This is a genomic window from Streptomyces sp. NPDC002386, assembly GCF_053593175.1.
The window spans coordinates 141,183-155,506 of the sequence record NZ_JBSFBX010000008.1; the positions used below are offsets into that span (position 1 = coordinate 141,183).

Annotated in this window: 13 protein-coding genes; 7 read left to right on the plus strand and 6 right to left on the minus strand. The window is 71.4% G+C overall.

Annotated features, from left to right (window positions below; all coding sequences use genetic code 11):
- The first annotated feature begins 4 nt into the window (after positions 1 to 4).
- Positions 5 to 1,015: a COX15/CtaA family protein gene (locus ACWCPN_RS17955; RefSeq protein WP_451206973.1), complete on the plus strand. Its 1,011-nt coding sequence runs from the start codon at positions 5 to 7 to the stop codon at positions 1,013 to 1,015.
- A 1-nt stretch (position 1,016) separates the two neighbouring features.
- On the opposite strand, the gene ACWCPN_RS17960 is transcribed toward ACWCPN_RS17955, so the two are convergent.
- The 4 genes from ACWCPN_RS17960 to ACWCPN_RS17975 form a co-directional block, all read right to left on the minus strand.
- Positions 1,017 to 1,754 carry a nucleotidyltransferase gene (locus tag ACWCPN_RS17960; RefSeq protein ID WP_451206977.1) on the minus strand — a complete coding sequence of 246 codons (738 nt, stop codon included), beginning with the start codon at positions 1,752 to 1,754 and terminating at the stop codon, positions 1,017 to 1,019.
- A gap of 39 nt (positions 1,755 to 1,793) precedes the next feature.
- Positions 1,794 to 2,900 (minus strand): amidohydrolase family protein, encoded by a 1,107-nt coding sequence (locus tag ACWCPN_RS17965; protein ID WP_365126379.1) that lies wholly within the window; start codon positions 2,898 to 2,900, stop codon positions 1,794 to 1,796.
- Between the two features lie 99 nt (positions 2,901 to 2,999).
- Complete coding sequence (locus ACWCPN_RS17970; RefSeq protein ID WP_199210111.1) at positions 3,000 to 3,332, minus strand: hypothetical protein; 333 nt, start codon at positions 3,330 to 3,332, stop codon at positions 3,000 to 3,002.
- Between the two features lie 69 nt (positions 3,333 to 3,401).
- Positions 3,402 to 4,391 carry a heme o synthase gene (locus ACWCPN_RS17975; protein WP_451206981.1) on the minus strand — a complete coding sequence of 330 codons (990 nt, stop codon included), beginning with the start codon at positions 4,389 to 4,391 and terminating at the stop codon, positions 3,402 to 3,404.
- Positions 4,392 to 4,770: 379 nt separating this feature from the next.
- Here ACWCPN_RS17975 and tkt point away from each other — a divergent pair, with 379 nt between their 5' ends.
- The 6 genes from tkt (at position 4,771) to ACWCPN_RS18005 (ending at position 12,054) form a co-directional block, all read left to right on the plus strand.
- On the plus strand, positions 4,771 to 6,858 hold the full coding sequence (gene tkt, locus ACWCPN_RS17980) for a transketolase (RefSeq protein ID WP_451206984.1): 2,088 nt from the start codon (positions 4,771 to 4,773) through the stop codon (positions 6,856 to 6,858).
- A 33-nt stretch (positions 6,859 to 6,891) separates the two neighbouring features.
- On the plus strand, positions 6,892 to 8,010 hold the full coding sequence (gene tal, locus ACWCPN_RS17985; RefSeq protein WP_451206987.1) for a transaldolase: 1,119 nt from the start codon (positions 6,892 to 6,894) through the stop codon (positions 8,008 to 8,010).
- Between the two features lies 1 nt (position 8,011).
- The gene (zwf, locus tag ACWCPN_RS17990; protein ID WP_451206990.1) at positions 8,012 to 9,550 is read left to right on the plus strand and encodes a glucose-6-phosphate dehydrogenase; all 1,539 of its coding nucleotides are present in this window, start codon (positions 8,012 to 8,014) and stop codon (positions 9,548 to 9,550) included.
- Positions 9,547 to 10,590, plus strand: a complete 1,044-nt coding sequence (gene opcA, locus ACWCPN_RS17995; RefSeq protein WP_451206992.1) for a glucose-6-phosphate dehydrogenase assembly protein OpcA — start codon at positions 9,547 to 9,549, stop codon at positions 10,588 to 10,590. Before zwf ends, opcA begins: the two co-directional genes overlap by 4 nt.
- Complete coding sequence (gene pgl, locus ACWCPN_RS18000) at positions 10,587 to 11,369, plus strand: 6-phosphogluconolactonase (protein WP_199210116.1); 783 nt, start codon at positions 10,587 to 10,589, stop codon at positions 11,367 to 11,369. Before opcA ends, pgl begins: the two co-directional genes overlap by 4 nt.
- A gap of 187 nt (positions 11,370 to 11,556) precedes the next feature.
- Positions 11,557 to 12,054 (plus strand): lamin tail domain-containing protein, encoded by a 498-nt coding sequence (locus ACWCPN_RS18005; protein ID WP_392294932.1) that lies wholly within the window; start codon positions 11,557 to 11,559, stop codon positions 12,052 to 12,054.
- A 72-nt stretch (positions 12,055 to 12,126) separates the two neighbouring features.
- Here ACWCPN_RS18005 and ACWCPN_RS18010 read toward each other — a convergent pair whose 3' ends face one another.
- On the minus strand, positions 12,127 to 12,966 hold the full coding sequence (locus ACWCPN_RS18010; RefSeq protein WP_199210118.1) for a carbohydrate ABC transporter permease: 840 nt from the start codon (positions 12,964 to 12,966) through the stop codon (positions 12,127 to 12,129).
- Entirely contained in the window at positions 12,963 to 14,321 is a 1,359-nt protein-coding gene (locus tag ACWCPN_RS18015; protein ID WP_451206996.1) for an ABC transporter permease subunit, read from the minus strand. Before ACWCPN_RS18015 ends, ACWCPN_RS18010 begins: the two co-directional genes overlap by 4 nt.
- Positions 14,322 to 14,324 lie beyond the last annotated feature (3 nt).

Genomic DNA, 14,324 nt, shown 5'->3' on the forward strand with positions numbered 1-14,324 from the left:
TACCATGGTGCACGTGCCAAAGCTGACCCCCGCCGACGCCACCGCGGCGCTGCGCAACCCGCTCGCCTTCATCGCCGGCCGCTGGACCCCGGATCCCCGGACCGTCCGGCGGGCGGCGCTCGCCGCGCTCGTCATGTCGGTGATCATCGTCGTCACCGGCGGCGCGGTCCGCCTCACCGGTTCGGGCCTCGGCTGCCCGACCTGGCCGACCTGCACCGAGGACTCGCTGACCACCACCCGGGCCATGGGCTTCCACGGGGTCGTCGAGTTCGGCAACCGCATGCTGACGTACGTGCTGTGCGCCGCCGTCGGCTGGGCGATCGTCGCCGCTCGTGCCGAGAAGCCGCGGCGGCGGAGCCTGACCCGGCTGGGCTGGGCGCAGTTCTGGGTGGTCATGGGCAACGCGGTGCTCGGCGGCATCGTGGTCCTGGTCGGCCTGAACCCCTACACGGTCGCCGCGCACTTCCTGCTCTCGTCGGCGCTGATCGCCATCGCCACGGTGATGTGGCAGCGCACCCGCGAGGGCGACGGGGAGCCGCGCCCACTGGTCGGCCCGGCGGTGCGGCAGCTCGTGTGGTTCCTGGTGGCCGCCTCCCTGCTGCTCATCGCGGTCGGCACGGTGGTGACCGGGGCCGGTCCGCACGCGGGCGACTCCTCGGAGGTCGAGCGGATCCCGATCGACTGGGAGACGGTCTCCAAGCTGCACGCGGTGCTCGCGTGGATCGTGGTGACGCTGACGTTCGCGCTGTGGTTCGTGCTCAAGGCGGTGGACGCGCCCGGCGGTCCCCTGGGCCGCACCCGGGAGCTGTTCCTGATCCTGCTCGGGCAGGGTGTCATCGGCTACGTGCAGTACTTCACGCACCTGCCCGAGGTCCTCGTCGGCCTGCACATGCTCGGCTCGTGCCTGGTGTGGATCGGGGTGCTGCGGGTGCTGCTGTCGCTCCGGGAGCGCCCCGGGGCCGCGCCCGGACTGCCCGGCCCCTCGGCCGAGGTGACGGTGGGCACACGCGCCTGAGTCACCCGTACGCGGTGACCAGCGCGTCGATCGCGGGGCCCAGGTAGGCCCTGGTCAGTGCGGCACGGTGGACGAGCCAGGCCTCGTCCCGCGGGGCGGGAGCGCCGTAGCGCCGGCGGGTGATGTCCTCGACGACCTCGGCGGGCGCGCCCAGCGCGGTCAGTTCGGCCAGTGCCTCCCGCTTGGGGATCAGCCGTCCGTCGCGCAGGGTGACGGTCGCGCGGGCGAAGGTGAGCAGGCCGAGGTCCACCCAGACGTCCTGCCGCCACAGCCGGGCGCGGTCCACGTGCGGCCGCCAGTAGTCCCGCTGGTCCCGTACGACGAACTCCTCCAGCAGGCCGTCCGGCACCGGCGGCAGCAGTCCGGCCGGCGATCCGCCGTGCAGCACGCGGCCGAAGTCGTGCAGTTCGCGCCGGGTCACGGGGGTGACCGGCCGGCGCATCACACGGCCGTGCGCCCAGGTCGGGTGGGACCGGCCGGGGTCCGCCGCGCCGGCCGGGGTGAGGTAGGTGCAGTGCAGCCCGGCAGCCAGCGGCTCGGCGCGCAGCCGGCGATGGGTGCGGATCACCCGGCGTACGGTGCCGAGGGTGAGCGGGCCCGGGAGCACCGCGACCAGGTCGAGGTCGCTGCGGCCCTCCTGGTAGTCGCCGCCGGCGAGAGAGCCGTGCGCCCAGAGGGCCAGCGGCCGCAGCGGTGCGAGGTCGTGCAGGAAACGGGCGAGGAGCGCTTCGGTCGGCATGGCGGCAGTCTGTACGGGGCCTTGGCCGTCGCACACCCCTCAGTCCAGCGCGTAGACCCGCCGGGCGTTGTCCGCCGCGACCATCCGGGCCACCCGCTGGGCGTCGTCCGGGGACCACGCGTCCTCGGCGACCCAGGCGCCCAGCACCCGGCCCAGGGCCTCACGGAACAGCAGGGCACCGACCACGTGCAGCTCGGGCAGGGCGTGGGCGCCGCTGGAGAAGAGGATCTTCCCGAAGGGTGCCAGTTCGAGGATCTCGGCGAGGACCGTGACCGCGCGGGCGCCGGTGCGCACGAGCGCCGCGCCGGAGTCGGCGTACACGTGCGGGAAGACCCCGGCGAGGTGGGCGGCGTGGCGGTGGTACGGGTAGCCGTGCAGCAGGATCAGGTCGGTGCCGAGCCCGGCCGTGGCGCGCACGAAGTCGGTGAGCAGCACCGGGTCGGTGCGGTCGATGCGGGAGCCGGGTTCGCCGAGCCCGGCGTGGAGCTGGAGGGGCCGGCCCGAGGCGACCGCGATCCACAGCAGGTGCCGCAGCAGCACCGGGTCGGTCAGCGCCCCGCCCACCCGCCGACCGGCCAGCCAGCGGCCGGCGGCGCCCCGTACCTCGCCCGGGCCCGGCGGCTCGGGGGCGAGGGCCAGTCCGTGCCGGAGCCCGGCGACGGAGGTGAAGGCGACCGCCTCGGCGGCGGCCCCGTGCACCGACTCGGCGAGGTTGGCGAGGAAGCACTCGACGGTGCCGGAGGTGTCCGCGACCTGTTCGGCGAGGAGCTCCAGGCGGACGATCTCGTGGGCCTCGGCGTCGCCCGCGGAGGCCAGCTCCGCCGGGCCGGTGAGGTCGCCGGGCAGGCCCGTGTCGACCAGGTAGGTGGTGATCCCGCTGCCCCGCAGCAGCCGGCGGCCCGCCTCCAGCACGCCCAGTTCGCGGCGCCGGGCCAGATACCGGGCGGGCGGGCAGTGCGGTTCCAGGCCGAGCAGGGGCGGGCACCAGCGGCGTACGGCGAAGCCGGTCTGGGTGTCGAAGAGGGTGGTGCCCGGCGCGGGCGGTCCCTCGGTGCGCGCGAGCTGGGTCTCGAAGGTGCCGAGGCCCAGCTCGGTGCGCAGCACGCCGTGGCAGTACTGGTCCACGAGGGACGGCGTTTCGATCATGCGGGCTCCCCCGGGAGGCGCTGCGCTTCTTGCAGGGCCTAACGGGTGAACCCGGATCCGGTGTTGCCCCGGGGTCCTTCGAACTGGAGGCCCCAGGCGTCAGCCGTTGGCCGGGCCGCCGACCTGGATGCCCGCCATCCGGCTCCACTCGTAGCGGCCGGTGGTCACCTTGGCCGCGAAGTCGCCGTCGAAGGACTCGTGGACGGTGATGCCCGCCTTCTCGACGGCCTGCTCGGCGACGGTGGTGCTGGGCGCCACCAGGTCGCCCCAGCCGCCGTCCGCGCCGACGAGCACGATGCGGGCGCCGCGCTCGCCGATGTGGGCAACCTGGCCCTCGGCGCCGCCGTGGGCCTTGGAGAAGGCGCCGATCTGCCGGGCCAGCTTCGCCGCCCTGCGCTCGTCCTTGGGGTCAACCTGCTGCGTGTCTGCCATGGACAGGATGCTACTCACGGGTAGATCGACTGGCGAGAGCAGGGCCCTGTGACGTACGCCCGGCGCGGGTCAGCGCAGGAACGGGTCGACGGCGACCGCGACGAAGAGGATGGAGACATAGGTGATGGACCAGTGGAACAGTCGCATCTCCTTGAGCTTCCCGCCCGTGACCTCGGCCTTCGCCCGGTTCTGCAGCCCGTGCGCCTCCCACAGCCAGAAGCCGCCGGCCGCGAGGGCGACCACCGTGTAGAACCAGCCGGTGTAGCCGAGGGGGGTGAGCAGCAGGGAGACGGCGACCATCACCCAGCTGTAGATGACGATCTGCCGGGCGACCACCTTGTTGGAGGCGATGACCGGGAGCATCGGCACGCCCACGCGCGCGTAGTCGTCCTTGACCTTCATGGACAGCGGCCAGTAGTGCGGCGGCGTCCAGAAGAACATGACGAGGAAGAGGACGACCGGCGCCCAGGACATCGAGTTCGTCACCGAGGACCAGCCGATCAGCACCGGCAGGCAGCCGGCGATGCCGCCCCAGACGATGTTCTGCGAGGTGCGCCGCTTGAGGATCATCGTGTAGACGACGACGTAGAAAAGGAGCGCTCCGAGTGACAGCCACGCGGACAGCCAGTTGACGGTGAGCCCGAACAGGAGCGTCGAGACGACGGCCAGGGTGATGCCGAAGACCAGGCATTCGAGCGGGCTGACCATGCCGGTCACCAGCGGCCGCTGCGAGGTGCGGTCCATCAGGGCGTCGATGTCCCGGTCGATGTACATGTTCAGCGCGTTGGCGCCGCCCGCCGAGAGGTAGCCGCCGACGCAGGTGAGCAGCACCAGCCTCAGGTCGGGCACGCCCTGCTGGGCGAGGAACATCACCGGAACGGTGGTGATGAGCAGCAGCTCGATGATCCGCGGCTTGGTCAGCGCCACGAACGCCTTGACACGGGCCCCGAACGGCCGGTGAACCGGGCTCTGGCCCGCATCGCGGACCACACCCTCCCCCAGCGCCTGAAGGGCCTGGGAGGTGCCCCCAGGACGGGATTCGACGGCCGTCACGCACACCCCTGACAGAGACTCCCAGCGAGCCTCCCCTCTTGATGGGCCGGGTAAGGGCTCGCGCGTACCACGCCACTTTAGACGTTGCCCAGACCCCGGCCTTCGCGGGGGTGGGGTCGTGTTGGCCGGCCGCCCGTCCGAGGTGCGGTGGAGCTCGATTGAGCAGTCGGATGAGCGGCTCCGTATTCATCTGCCAAATGCGCTGTCGGCCAGTCGGGAGGCGGATGTCCAGGAGTCCCGGCAGTCTGTAATGACTCGAAAAAACGCACGTCCTCACGGGGGTAGGCTCGTGGCGGCCGGTGGGCAGGCAGTGCACACCGGCGGCCGGGAGGGGGCACGCCCCCAGGGCCGGCGACCGACATGTGGAGAGGAGCCCTGACCCAGGGTGAGCACCAAGCCGACCACCACAGACCTTGAGTGGACCGAGCTGGACCAGCGGGCCGTGGACACCGCCCGGGTCCTGGCCGCCGACGCCGTACAGAAGGTCGGCAACGGCCATCCCGGTACGGCGATGAGCCTGGCCCCGGCCGCGTACACCCTCTTCCAGAAGGTGATGCGGCACGACCCGGCCGACCCGGAGTGGGTCGGCCGCGACCGCTTCGTGCTGTCCGCCGGCCACTCGTCCCTGACCCTCTACACCCAGCTCTACCTGGCCGGCTTCGGCCTGGAGCTGGACGACCTGGAGTCCTTCCGCACCTGGGGCTCGAAGACCCCGGGCCACCCGGAGTACGGGCACACCAAGGGCGTGGAGACCACGACCGGTCCGCTGGGCCAGGGTGTGGCCAACGCGGTGGGCATGGCGATGGCCTCCCGCTACGAGCGCGGGCTCTTCGACCCGGAGGCCGCGCAGGGCGAGTCGCCCTTCGACCACTTCATCTACTGCATCGCCGGTGACGGCTGCCTCCAGGAGGGCATCTCCGCCGAGGCGTCCTCGCTGGCCGGTCACCAGAAGCTCGGCAACCTGATCCTGCTGTGGGACGACAACCACATCTCGATCGAGGGCGACACCGAGACCGCCGTCTCCGAGGACACCGCCAAGCGGTACGAGGCCTACGGCTGGCACGTGCAGCGGGTCGCCCCGAAGCCGGACGGCGACCTCGACCCGCACGCCATCTACGACGCCATCGAGGCCGCCAAGCAGGTCACGGACCGGCCGTCGTTCATCGCGATGCGCTCGATCATCGCCTGGCCCGCCCCGAACGCGCAGAACACCGAGGCCGCCCACGGCTCGGCGCTCGGCGACGACGAGGTGGCGGCCACCAAGCGCGTCCTCGGCTTCGACCCGGAGCGCAGCTTCGAGGTCGCGGACGAGGTCCTCGCGCACACCCGCAAGGCGCTGGAGCGCGGCGCGCAGGCGAAGGCCGAGTGGGAGAAGTCGCTGCAGCTCTGGCGGGACCGCAACACCGAGCGCGCCGCCGACTTCGACCGCATCGAAGCGGGCGAGCTGCCGGCCGGCTGGGAGGAGAAGCTCCCCGTCTTCGAGCCGGGCAAGGGCATCGCGACGCGTGCCGCGTCCGGCAAGGTGCTGCAGGCCCTCGGCGCGGTGATCCCGGAACTGTGGGGCGGTTCCGCCGACCTCGCGGGGTCGAACAACACGACCATCGACAAGGACAGCTCCTTCCTGCCGGCGGGCAACCCGCTGCCGGAGGCGAACCCGTACGGCCGGACGATCCACTTCGGCATCCGCGAGCACTCCATGGCCGCGGAGATGAACGGCATCACGCTGCACGGCAACACCCGCGTCTACGGCGGCACCTTCCTGGTGTTCTCCGACTACATGCGCAACGCCGTGCGCCTGTCGGCCCTGATGCACCTGCCGGTGACGTACGTGTGGACGCACGACTCCATCGGCCTCGGCGAGGACGGCCCGACCCACCAGCCGGTCGAGCACCTGGCCTCGCTGCGCGCGATCCCCGGCCTGAACGTCGTCCGCCCGGCGGACGCCAACGAGACCGCGATCGCCTGGCGCGAGATCCTCAAGCGCTACACCAAGGAGTTCGGCAAGGGCCAGCCGCACGGTCTGGTGCTGACCCGCCAGGGCGTGCCGATCTACGAGCCCAACGACGAGGCCGCGCGTGGCGGTTACGTCCTGATGGAGGCCGACGGCGGCGAGCCGCAGGTCGTCCTGATCGCCACCGGTTCCGAGGTGCACGTGGCCGTCGAGGCCCGCGAGCAGCTGCAGGCCGAGGGCGTGCCCACGCGGGTCGTGTCCATGCCGTCCGTGGAGTGGTTCGAGGAGCAGGACCAGGGGTACCGGGACTCCGTGCTGCCGCCGTCCGTGAAGGCCCGTGTCGCCGTGGAGGCGGGCATCGGCCTGACCTGGCACAAGTACGTCGGGGACGCCGGCCGCATCGTTTCGCTGGAGCACTTCGGTGCTTCCGCCGACGGCAAGGTGCTCTTCCGCGAGTTCGGCTTCACCGCCGAGAACGTGGCCGCCAAGGCCCGGGAATCCCTGGCCGCCGCCCAGCGCTGACGCTCATATACGACACGTAGGAGATGTAATTCCATGACAGACGCACTGAAGCGCCTCTCCGAGGAGGGCGTGGCGATCTGGCTGGACGACCTGTCGCGCAAGCGGATCACGTCCGGCAACCTCGCCGAGCTGATCGACCAGCAGCACGTCGTGGGCGTCACCACCAACCCGACGATCTTCCAGAAGGCGATCTCGCAGGGTGACGGCTACGACCAGCAGCTGTCGGACCTCGCCGCCCGCAAGGTCACCGTCGAAGAGGCCATCCGCATGATCACCACGGCGGACGTCCGCGACGCCGCCGACATCCTGCACCCGGTCTTCGAGGCCACGAACGGCCAGGACGGCCGGGTCTCCATCGAGGTCGACCCGCGCCTGGCGCACAACACCAAGGCGACCGCCGCCGAGGCCAAGCAGCTCGCCTGGCTGGTGGACCGCCCCAACACGCTGATCAAGATCCCGGCCACCGAGGCGGGTCTGCCGGCGATCGCCGAGACGATCGGCAACGGCATCAGCGTGAACGTCACGCTGATCTTCTCGCTGGAGCGCTACCGCAAGGTGATGGACGCGTACCTCTCCGGCCTGGAGACGGCCAAGGAGCGCGGCCTGGACCTTTCGAAGATCCACTCCGTGGCGTCGTTCTTCGTGTCCCGCGTGGACACCGAGATCGACAAGCGCCTGGACGCCCTCGGCACCGACGAGGCCAAGGCGCTGCGCGGCAAGGCCGCCGTCGCCAACGCCCGGCTCGCCTACCAGGCGTACGAGGAGGTGTTCGGTTCCGAGCGCTGGAGCGCGCTGGAGAGCGCCGGCGCCAACCGGCAGCGTCCGCTGTGGGCCTCGACCGGCGTGAAGGACCCGGCGTACCGGGACACCATGTACGTCACCGACCTGGTCGCGCCGAACACGGTCAACACCATGCCGGAGGCCACGCTGGAGGCCGTCGAGGACCACGGCGAGATCCGTGGCGACGCCGTCGCCGGCACCTACGAGCAGGCGCGCGCCGACCTGGACGCGCTGGAGCGGCTCGGGATCTCGTACGACGACGTCGTGCGGGTGCTGGAGGACGAGGGCGTCGACAAGTTCGAGGCGTCCTGGAACGACCTGCTGAAGTCGACCCAGGCGGAGCTCGAGCGCCTCGCCCCCTCGGAGGGCTGAGTTGTCACGCCTCACCGGTTCCGGAGCGAACCCGCTTCGTGACCCCGCCGACCGACGGCTCCCGCGCATCGCGGGGCCGTCGGGCCTGGTGATCTTCGGCGTCACGGGCGACCTGTCCCGCAAGAAGCTGATGCCCGCGGTGTACGACCTCGCCAACCGGGGTCTGCTGCCGCCGGGCTTCTCGCTGGTCGGCTTCGCCCGGCGCGAGTGGGCGCACGAGGACTTCGCCGCCGAGGTCCACGACGCCGTCAAGGAGCACGCACGGACCCCGTTCCGTGAGGAGGTCTGGCAGCAGCTCATCCAGGGGATGCGTTTCGTCCAGGGCACCTTCGACGACGACGACGCCTTCGAGCGGCTGCGCGGCACCATCGAGGAGCTGGACAAGGCCCAGGGGACGGGCGGCAACTTCGCCTTCTACCTGTCGGTGCCGCCGCGTTCCTTCCCGGTGGTCATCCAGCAGCTCAAGAAGCACGGTCTGACCGACCAGTCCTCGGGTTCGTGGCGGCGCGCCGTCATCGAGAAGCCGTTCGGCCACGACCTGAAGTCGGCCGAGGAGCTGAACAAGGTCGTGCACGAGGTGTTCGAGCCGGACCAGGTGTTCCGGATTGACCACTACCTCGGCAAGGAGACCGTCCAGAACATCCTGGCGCTGCGTTTCGCCAACACGATGTTCGAGCCGATCTGGAACCGGTCCTTCGTGGACCACGTGCAGATCACCATGGCCGAGGACATCGGCGTCGGCGGCCGCGCCGGCTACTACGACGGCATCGGCGCCGCCCGTGACGTCATCCAGAACCACCTGCTGCAGCTGATGGCGCTCACGGCCATGGAGGAGCCCGCCTCCTTCGACGCGGACGCGCTGGCGGCGGAGAAGACCAAGGTGCTCGGTGCCGTGCGGCTGCCGAAGGACCTGGGCCGCAGCACCGTGCGCGGGCAGTACGCGGCGGGCTGGCAGGGCGGCGAGAAGGTCATCGGGTACCTCGAAGAGGACGGCATCGACGGCAAGTCGAAGACCGACACCTTCGCCGCGATCAAGGTGGGCATCGACAACCGCCGCTGGGCGGGCGTCCCGTTCTACCTGCGCACCGGCAAGCGCCTAGGCCGCCGGGTCACCGAGATCGCGGTGGTCTTCCAGCGGGCCCCGCACTCCCCCTTCGACCACACGGCGACGGAGGAGCTGGGCTCGAACGCGGTCGTCATCCGGGTACAGCCGGACGAGGGGATCACGGTCCGCTTCGGCTCCAAGGTGCCGGGCACCTCGATGGAGATCCGGGACGTGTCCATGGACTTCGCCTACGGCGAGTCGTTCACGGAGTCCAGCCCGGAGGCGTACGAGCGGCTCATCCTGGACGTGCTGCTCGGCGACTCCAACCTGTTCCCGCGCACGGAGGAGGTCGAGCTGTCCTGGAAGATCCTCGACCCGATCGAGGAGTACTGGGACCGGCACGGCAGGCCCGCGCAGTACAAGTCGGGCACCTGGGGGCCCGTCGAGGCGGACGAGATGCTGGCACGAGACGGACGGAGCTGGCGCCGGCCATGAAGATAGACCTGACCGGCACCACCGCCGGCGCGATCAACAAGGCGCTCGTCCGGGGCCGCCGCGCCATCGGCACCCCTGCCGTGGGCATGGTCCTGACCCTGGTCATCGTCACCGACGAGGAGAACGCCTACGACGCCCTGAAGGCCGCCAACGACGCCTCGCGCGAGCACCCCTCGCGCACGCTGGTGGTCATCAAGCGGGTCTCCCGCTCCCCGCGCGACCGCACGTCCTCGCGGCTCGACGCCGAGGTGCGGGTGGGCGCGGAGGCGGGCACCGGCGAGACGGTCGTCCTGCGGCTGTACGGCGAGGTGTCCGAACAGGCCGACTCGGTGGTGCTGCCGCTGCTGCTGCCCGACGCCCCCGTGGTCGTCTGGTGGGCGGTGAACGCGCCGTTGGACCCGGCGGGCGATCCGCTGGGCGCGCTGGCCCAGCGCCGGGTGACCGACACCTATGCCGCCGAGCAGCCGGTGCGGGAACTGTCCGCCCGCGCCGGGACCTACGCTCCCGGCGACACCGACCTGTCCTGGACCCGGATCACGCCGTGGCGCTCGATGCTCGCGGCGGCCCTGGACCAGGTGGTGTGCGAGGTGAAGGCCGTCGAGGTGGAGGGCGAGGAGTTCAACCCGAGCTGCGAGCTGCTGGCGATGTGGCTCGCGGACCGGCTGGACGTCCCCGTCCGGCGCTCGCTTTCCGCGGGGCCGGGGCTGACGGCCGTGCGGATGGACACCAGCGAGGGTCCCATCACCCTGGACCGGGCGGACGGCTCGCTGGCCACCCTGTCCATCGAGGGCCAGCCGGCCCGCGCGGTGGCGCTGAAGCGGCGGGACACCGCCGAGCTGATCGCGGAGGAGCTGCGCCGGCTCGACCCGGACGACACCTACGCCTCGGCGCTGGCCTACGGCGTGGAGCGGCTGAACACCGGGGCGGAGCCCGCGGCGGCGGAGCGGGCGGCGGCCGGACCGGAGGCGGAGGCCGCCAAGGCACCCGCGAAGAAGGCGGCCGCCAAGAAGGCCCCGGCGAAGAAGGCGGCGGCGAAGTGAGCACTCCGCAGCTGGTCGTGCACCACGACAAGGAACTGATGGCGCAGGCCGCCGCGGCCCGCCTGATCACGCGGATCGTGGACGCGCAGGCCTCCCGGGGCTCGGCGTCCGTGGTCCTCACCGGCGGCCGCAACGGCAACGGCCTGCTGGCCGCGCTGGCGGCGGCACCGGCCCGGGACGCCATCGACTGGGGCCGGCTGGACCTCTGGTGGGGCGACGAGCGCTACCTGCCCGAGGGCGATCCGGAGCGCAATGTCACGCAGGCCCGCGAGGCGCTGCTGGACGCGGTACCGCTGGACCCGGAGCGCGTACACGCCATGCCCGCCTCCGACGGTCCGCACGGTACGGACGTGGAGTCGGCTGCGGAGGCCTACGCGGCCGAACTGGCCAAGGCGGCCGGTCCGGAGAACCACGGGCCGGTGCCGTCCTTCGACGTGCTGATGCTGGGCGTCGGCCCGGACACCCATGTGGCCTCGCTCTTCCCGGAGCTGCCCGCGGTCCGGGAGACGGAGCGCACGGTGGTCGGCGTGCACGGCGCGCCGAAGCCGCCGCCGACCCGGATCTCGCTGACCCTGCCCGCGATCCGCTCGGCCCGCGAGGTCTGGCTGCTCGCGGCCGGCGAGGACAAGGCCCAGGCCGTGGCCATCGCCCTGTCGGGCGCGGGTGAGGTGCAGGCGCCGGCGGCGGGCGCCCGCGGCCGTTCGCGGACGCTGTGGCTGCTGGACTCGGCGGCGGCCTCGCAGCTGCCGCGGTCGCTGTATCCACCGGCGTCACCGTGAGGTTCGCCCTTCCGTGACGGACGGGGGCGGCAGGGAGGATCCAACTCCCCGCCGCCCCCTTCGCGTTGGCGTTCGATGACGCACTCTCAGCAGGCCTCTTCACATTTCCTGCACGGAACGTACATGTAGCCCTCATCTTTTGTGTAAGCTCCTGGCCGCAACACTCGCACCATTGAGGGGGGACCTCATGCGTATACGTTTCGCGCTGGCCGCAACCGTCTCGGCCGGAGCGCTCGCCGTCACCGTCGCGGCCCCGGCGCAGGCCGCCGAGTACTCCTCCGCCCTGAAGATCAAGGGCGTCCAGTACGACGCTCCGGGGCGGGACTCCAACAGCTGCTCGTCCGGCAACACCAAGAGCGAGTACGTGACGATCAAGAACTACTCGCGCACCGCGACCGTGAACCTCAAGGGCTACGTGGTCCGGGACAGCACCAGCAGCAACAAGTTCGTCTTCACCGGGAACCACTACCTCGAGCCCGGCGACTACGTGAAGCTGCGCGGGGGCCGCGGCACCGACTCGGACGCCGGCAACGTCGTCTACCGCCAGAACTGCAACTTCATCTGGAACAACGACAAGGACACCATCCGCCTCTACAAGCCCTCCGGCTCCCACGCGGACACCCACGCCTACACCAGGTCCGCCAACGACCGCGACGGCAACGGCTACATCACCTTCCACGGCTGACGCCGGGTCGGACCCGCACACGACGGAGGCGGCCGGTTCGCCGGCCGCCTCCGTCGTCCCCGTCAGGTGGGGTCACTTGACCGAGCCCGCCATCACGCCCTGGACGAAGTGGCGCTGGAAGGCGAAGAAGACGATCACCGGGACTATCAGGGACAGGAAGGCACCCGGGGCCAGGACGTCGATGTTGCTGCCGAACTGGCGTATCTGGGACTGGAGTTGCACGGTCAGGGGCTGGGAGGAGCTGTCGGCGAAGAGGAGCGCCACCAGCATGTCGTTCCAGACCCAGAGGAACTGGAAGATGGCCAGCGAGGCGATGGCGGGGCGCCCCACCGGCAGGACCAGGCGGGTGAAGATGCGCCATTCGCTGCCGCCGTCCATCCGCGCCGCCTCCAGCATCTCCTTCGGCATCTCCGCGAAGTAGTTGCGCAGGAGGAACACCGCGAAGGGCAGGCCGTAGGCGACGTGGAAGAGGACGACGCCGGGGATCGTGCCGAACAGGCCCAGCTGGCCGAAGAGTTTGGCCACCGGCAGCAGGCCGATCTGCACCGGCACCACCAGCAGGGCCACCACCAGCAGGAACAGCGGTTCCCGCAGCGGGAAGTCCAGCCAGGCGAAGGCGTATCCGGCCAGGGCCGCGATGACGACGACCAGGACGGTCGTCGGCACCGAGATCAGCACGGTGTTCCAGAAGGCCTGGGTGATGCCCGCGTTCTTCAGCAGCGCCGAGTAGTTGTCGAAGGAGAGCTGCGTGGGACTGGCCAGCGCCGTCCACCAGCCGCCCTTCGCCGTGTCCCGGGCCGAGCGCAGGGAGGACAGGAACAGTCCCGCCAGCGGGGTCACCCAGACCAGGCCGATCACCACGAGGAACGCCTGGACCAGGCCGTTGCCCAGGCCGCGCCTGACCGCGTTCATCGCTGACTCCTTCGGAAGCGGCGGACGTTGAAGACCATCGCGGGGACGACCAGCAGGAGCAGCAGCACGCCGAGGGCGCTGCCGAGCCCCTGGTTGTTGCCGCCGCCGAACGACACCAGCCACATCTGGGTCGCGAGCACGGTGGCGTCCTCCTGCACCGGTCCCGGCGCGATGATGTAGACGAGGTCGAACACCTTCATCACGTTGATCACGAGGGTGACGAAGACGACCGTCAGCACGGGGGCGAGCAGCGGCACCGTGATGCGGCGGAAGATCTGCCACTCGTTCGCGCCGTCCATCCGTGCCGCCTCCAGCGCGTCCCGGGGCAGGCTCGACAGACCCGCGCCGATCAGCACCATCGCGAAGCCGGTCCAGATCCACAGGTAGGCGCCGATGATCGCCGGGGTGACGAGCGTCGGGCCGAGCCAGGAGACTCCCTGGTAGGGCGGCGCGAAGTTGGAGGCGGGCAGCCTCACCGTGTACGGGCCCGCGTGGAGTCCGGTGAAACGGAAGGAGCCGTCGGAGGAGGACGTGGTGCTCGCGACCGTCCTCCCGTCGAGCAGCGCCTCGACCTTCATGCCGGGCAGGCCGCTCTCCTCGGCGTCGACCCGGCCCTGCTTTCCTCCCCCGCCGGGTGTGAAGTCCAGGTAGACGACGCCGCGCACCTCACCGGCGGCGGCACCGCGCCGGGCAGCCGGCCGGGCGGGCGAGGCGTCCCGCGGCAGGTCCCGCGGCAGCACGCCGACCATGGGCAGCCTGACCGAGCCGCCCGGGGAGACGGCCGCGTGGCTGAGGTAGGACCCGTCGCGGCCCTGGTCCAGCAGCCCCTCGCGGCCGCGGGCCGTCGGGTACGACGAGGTTCCCTCGAAGGCGTCGTGCACGGAGACCACGGCGGCGTCGAGGACGCCCTTGTCCGGGTCCTCGTCGTAGGCGAGCCGGAAGATGATGCCGGCGGCGAGGAAGGAGACGGCCATCGGCATGAACAGCAGCAGCTTGAACGCCGTCGCCCAGCGGACCTTCTCCACCAGGACGGCCAGGATCAGGCCGAGGCCCGTGAGCAGGGCCGGGGCGACGACCACCCAGATGGTGGTGTTGCGGATGGCCTTCAGCGTCGCCGGGTCGCGGAACATCTCGGCGTAGTTGCCGCCGCCGACGAACCGGGTGCCGGAGGCGTCGAAGAAGCTGCGGCCGACGGAGAACAGCACCGGGTAGACGACGAGCGCGCCGAGCAGGAGCAGGGCGGGGAGGACGAAGAGCAGGGCGACGGTCCGGGCGCGCCGCCGGCCGCGGCGCCCGCGGGCCGCGCCGGCGGCGCGCGGGGCCGCCTCCTCGGACACGAGTGTGGTGGCGGTCATCGG

Bases quoted from the DNA above. Each gene is read 5' to 3' on its own strand.
- ACWCPN_RS17955 (WP_451206973.1), top strand. From the start codon at position 5: ATGGTGCACGTGCCAAAGCTGACCCCCGCCGACGCCACCGCGGCGCTG.
- ACWCPN_RS17960 (WP_451206977.1), bottom strand. From the start codon at position 1,754: ATGCCGACCGAAGCGCTCCTCGCCCGTTTCCTGCACGACCTCGCACCG.
- ACWCPN_RS17965 (WP_365126379.1), bottom strand. From the start codon at position 2,900: ATGATCGAAACGCCGTCCCTCGTGGACCAGTACTGCCACGGCGTGCTG.
- ACWCPN_RS17970 (WP_199210111.1), bottom strand. From the start codon at position 3,332: ATGGCAGACACGCAGCAGGTTGACCCCAAGGACGAGCGCAGGGCGGCG.
- tal (WP_451206987.1), top strand. From the start codon at position 6,892: ATGACAGACGCACTGAAGCGCCTCTCCGAGGAGGGCGTGGCGATCTGG.
- opcA (WP_451206992.1), top strand. From the start codon at position 9,547: ATGAAGATAGACCTGACCGGCACCACCGCCGGCGCGATCAACAAGGCG.
- ACWCPN_RS18005 (WP_392294932.1), top strand. From the start codon at position 11,557: ATGCGTATACGTTTCGCGCTGGCCGCAACCGTCTCGGCCGGAGCGCTC.
- ACWCPN_RS18010 (WP_199210118.1), bottom strand. From the start codon at position 12,966: ATGAACGCGGTCAGGCGCGGCCTGGGCAACGGCCTGGTCCAGGCGTTC.
- ACWCPN_RS18015 (WP_451206996.1), bottom strand. From the start codon at position 14,321: ATGACCGCCACCACACTCGTGTCCGAGGAGGCGGCCCCGCGCGCCGCC.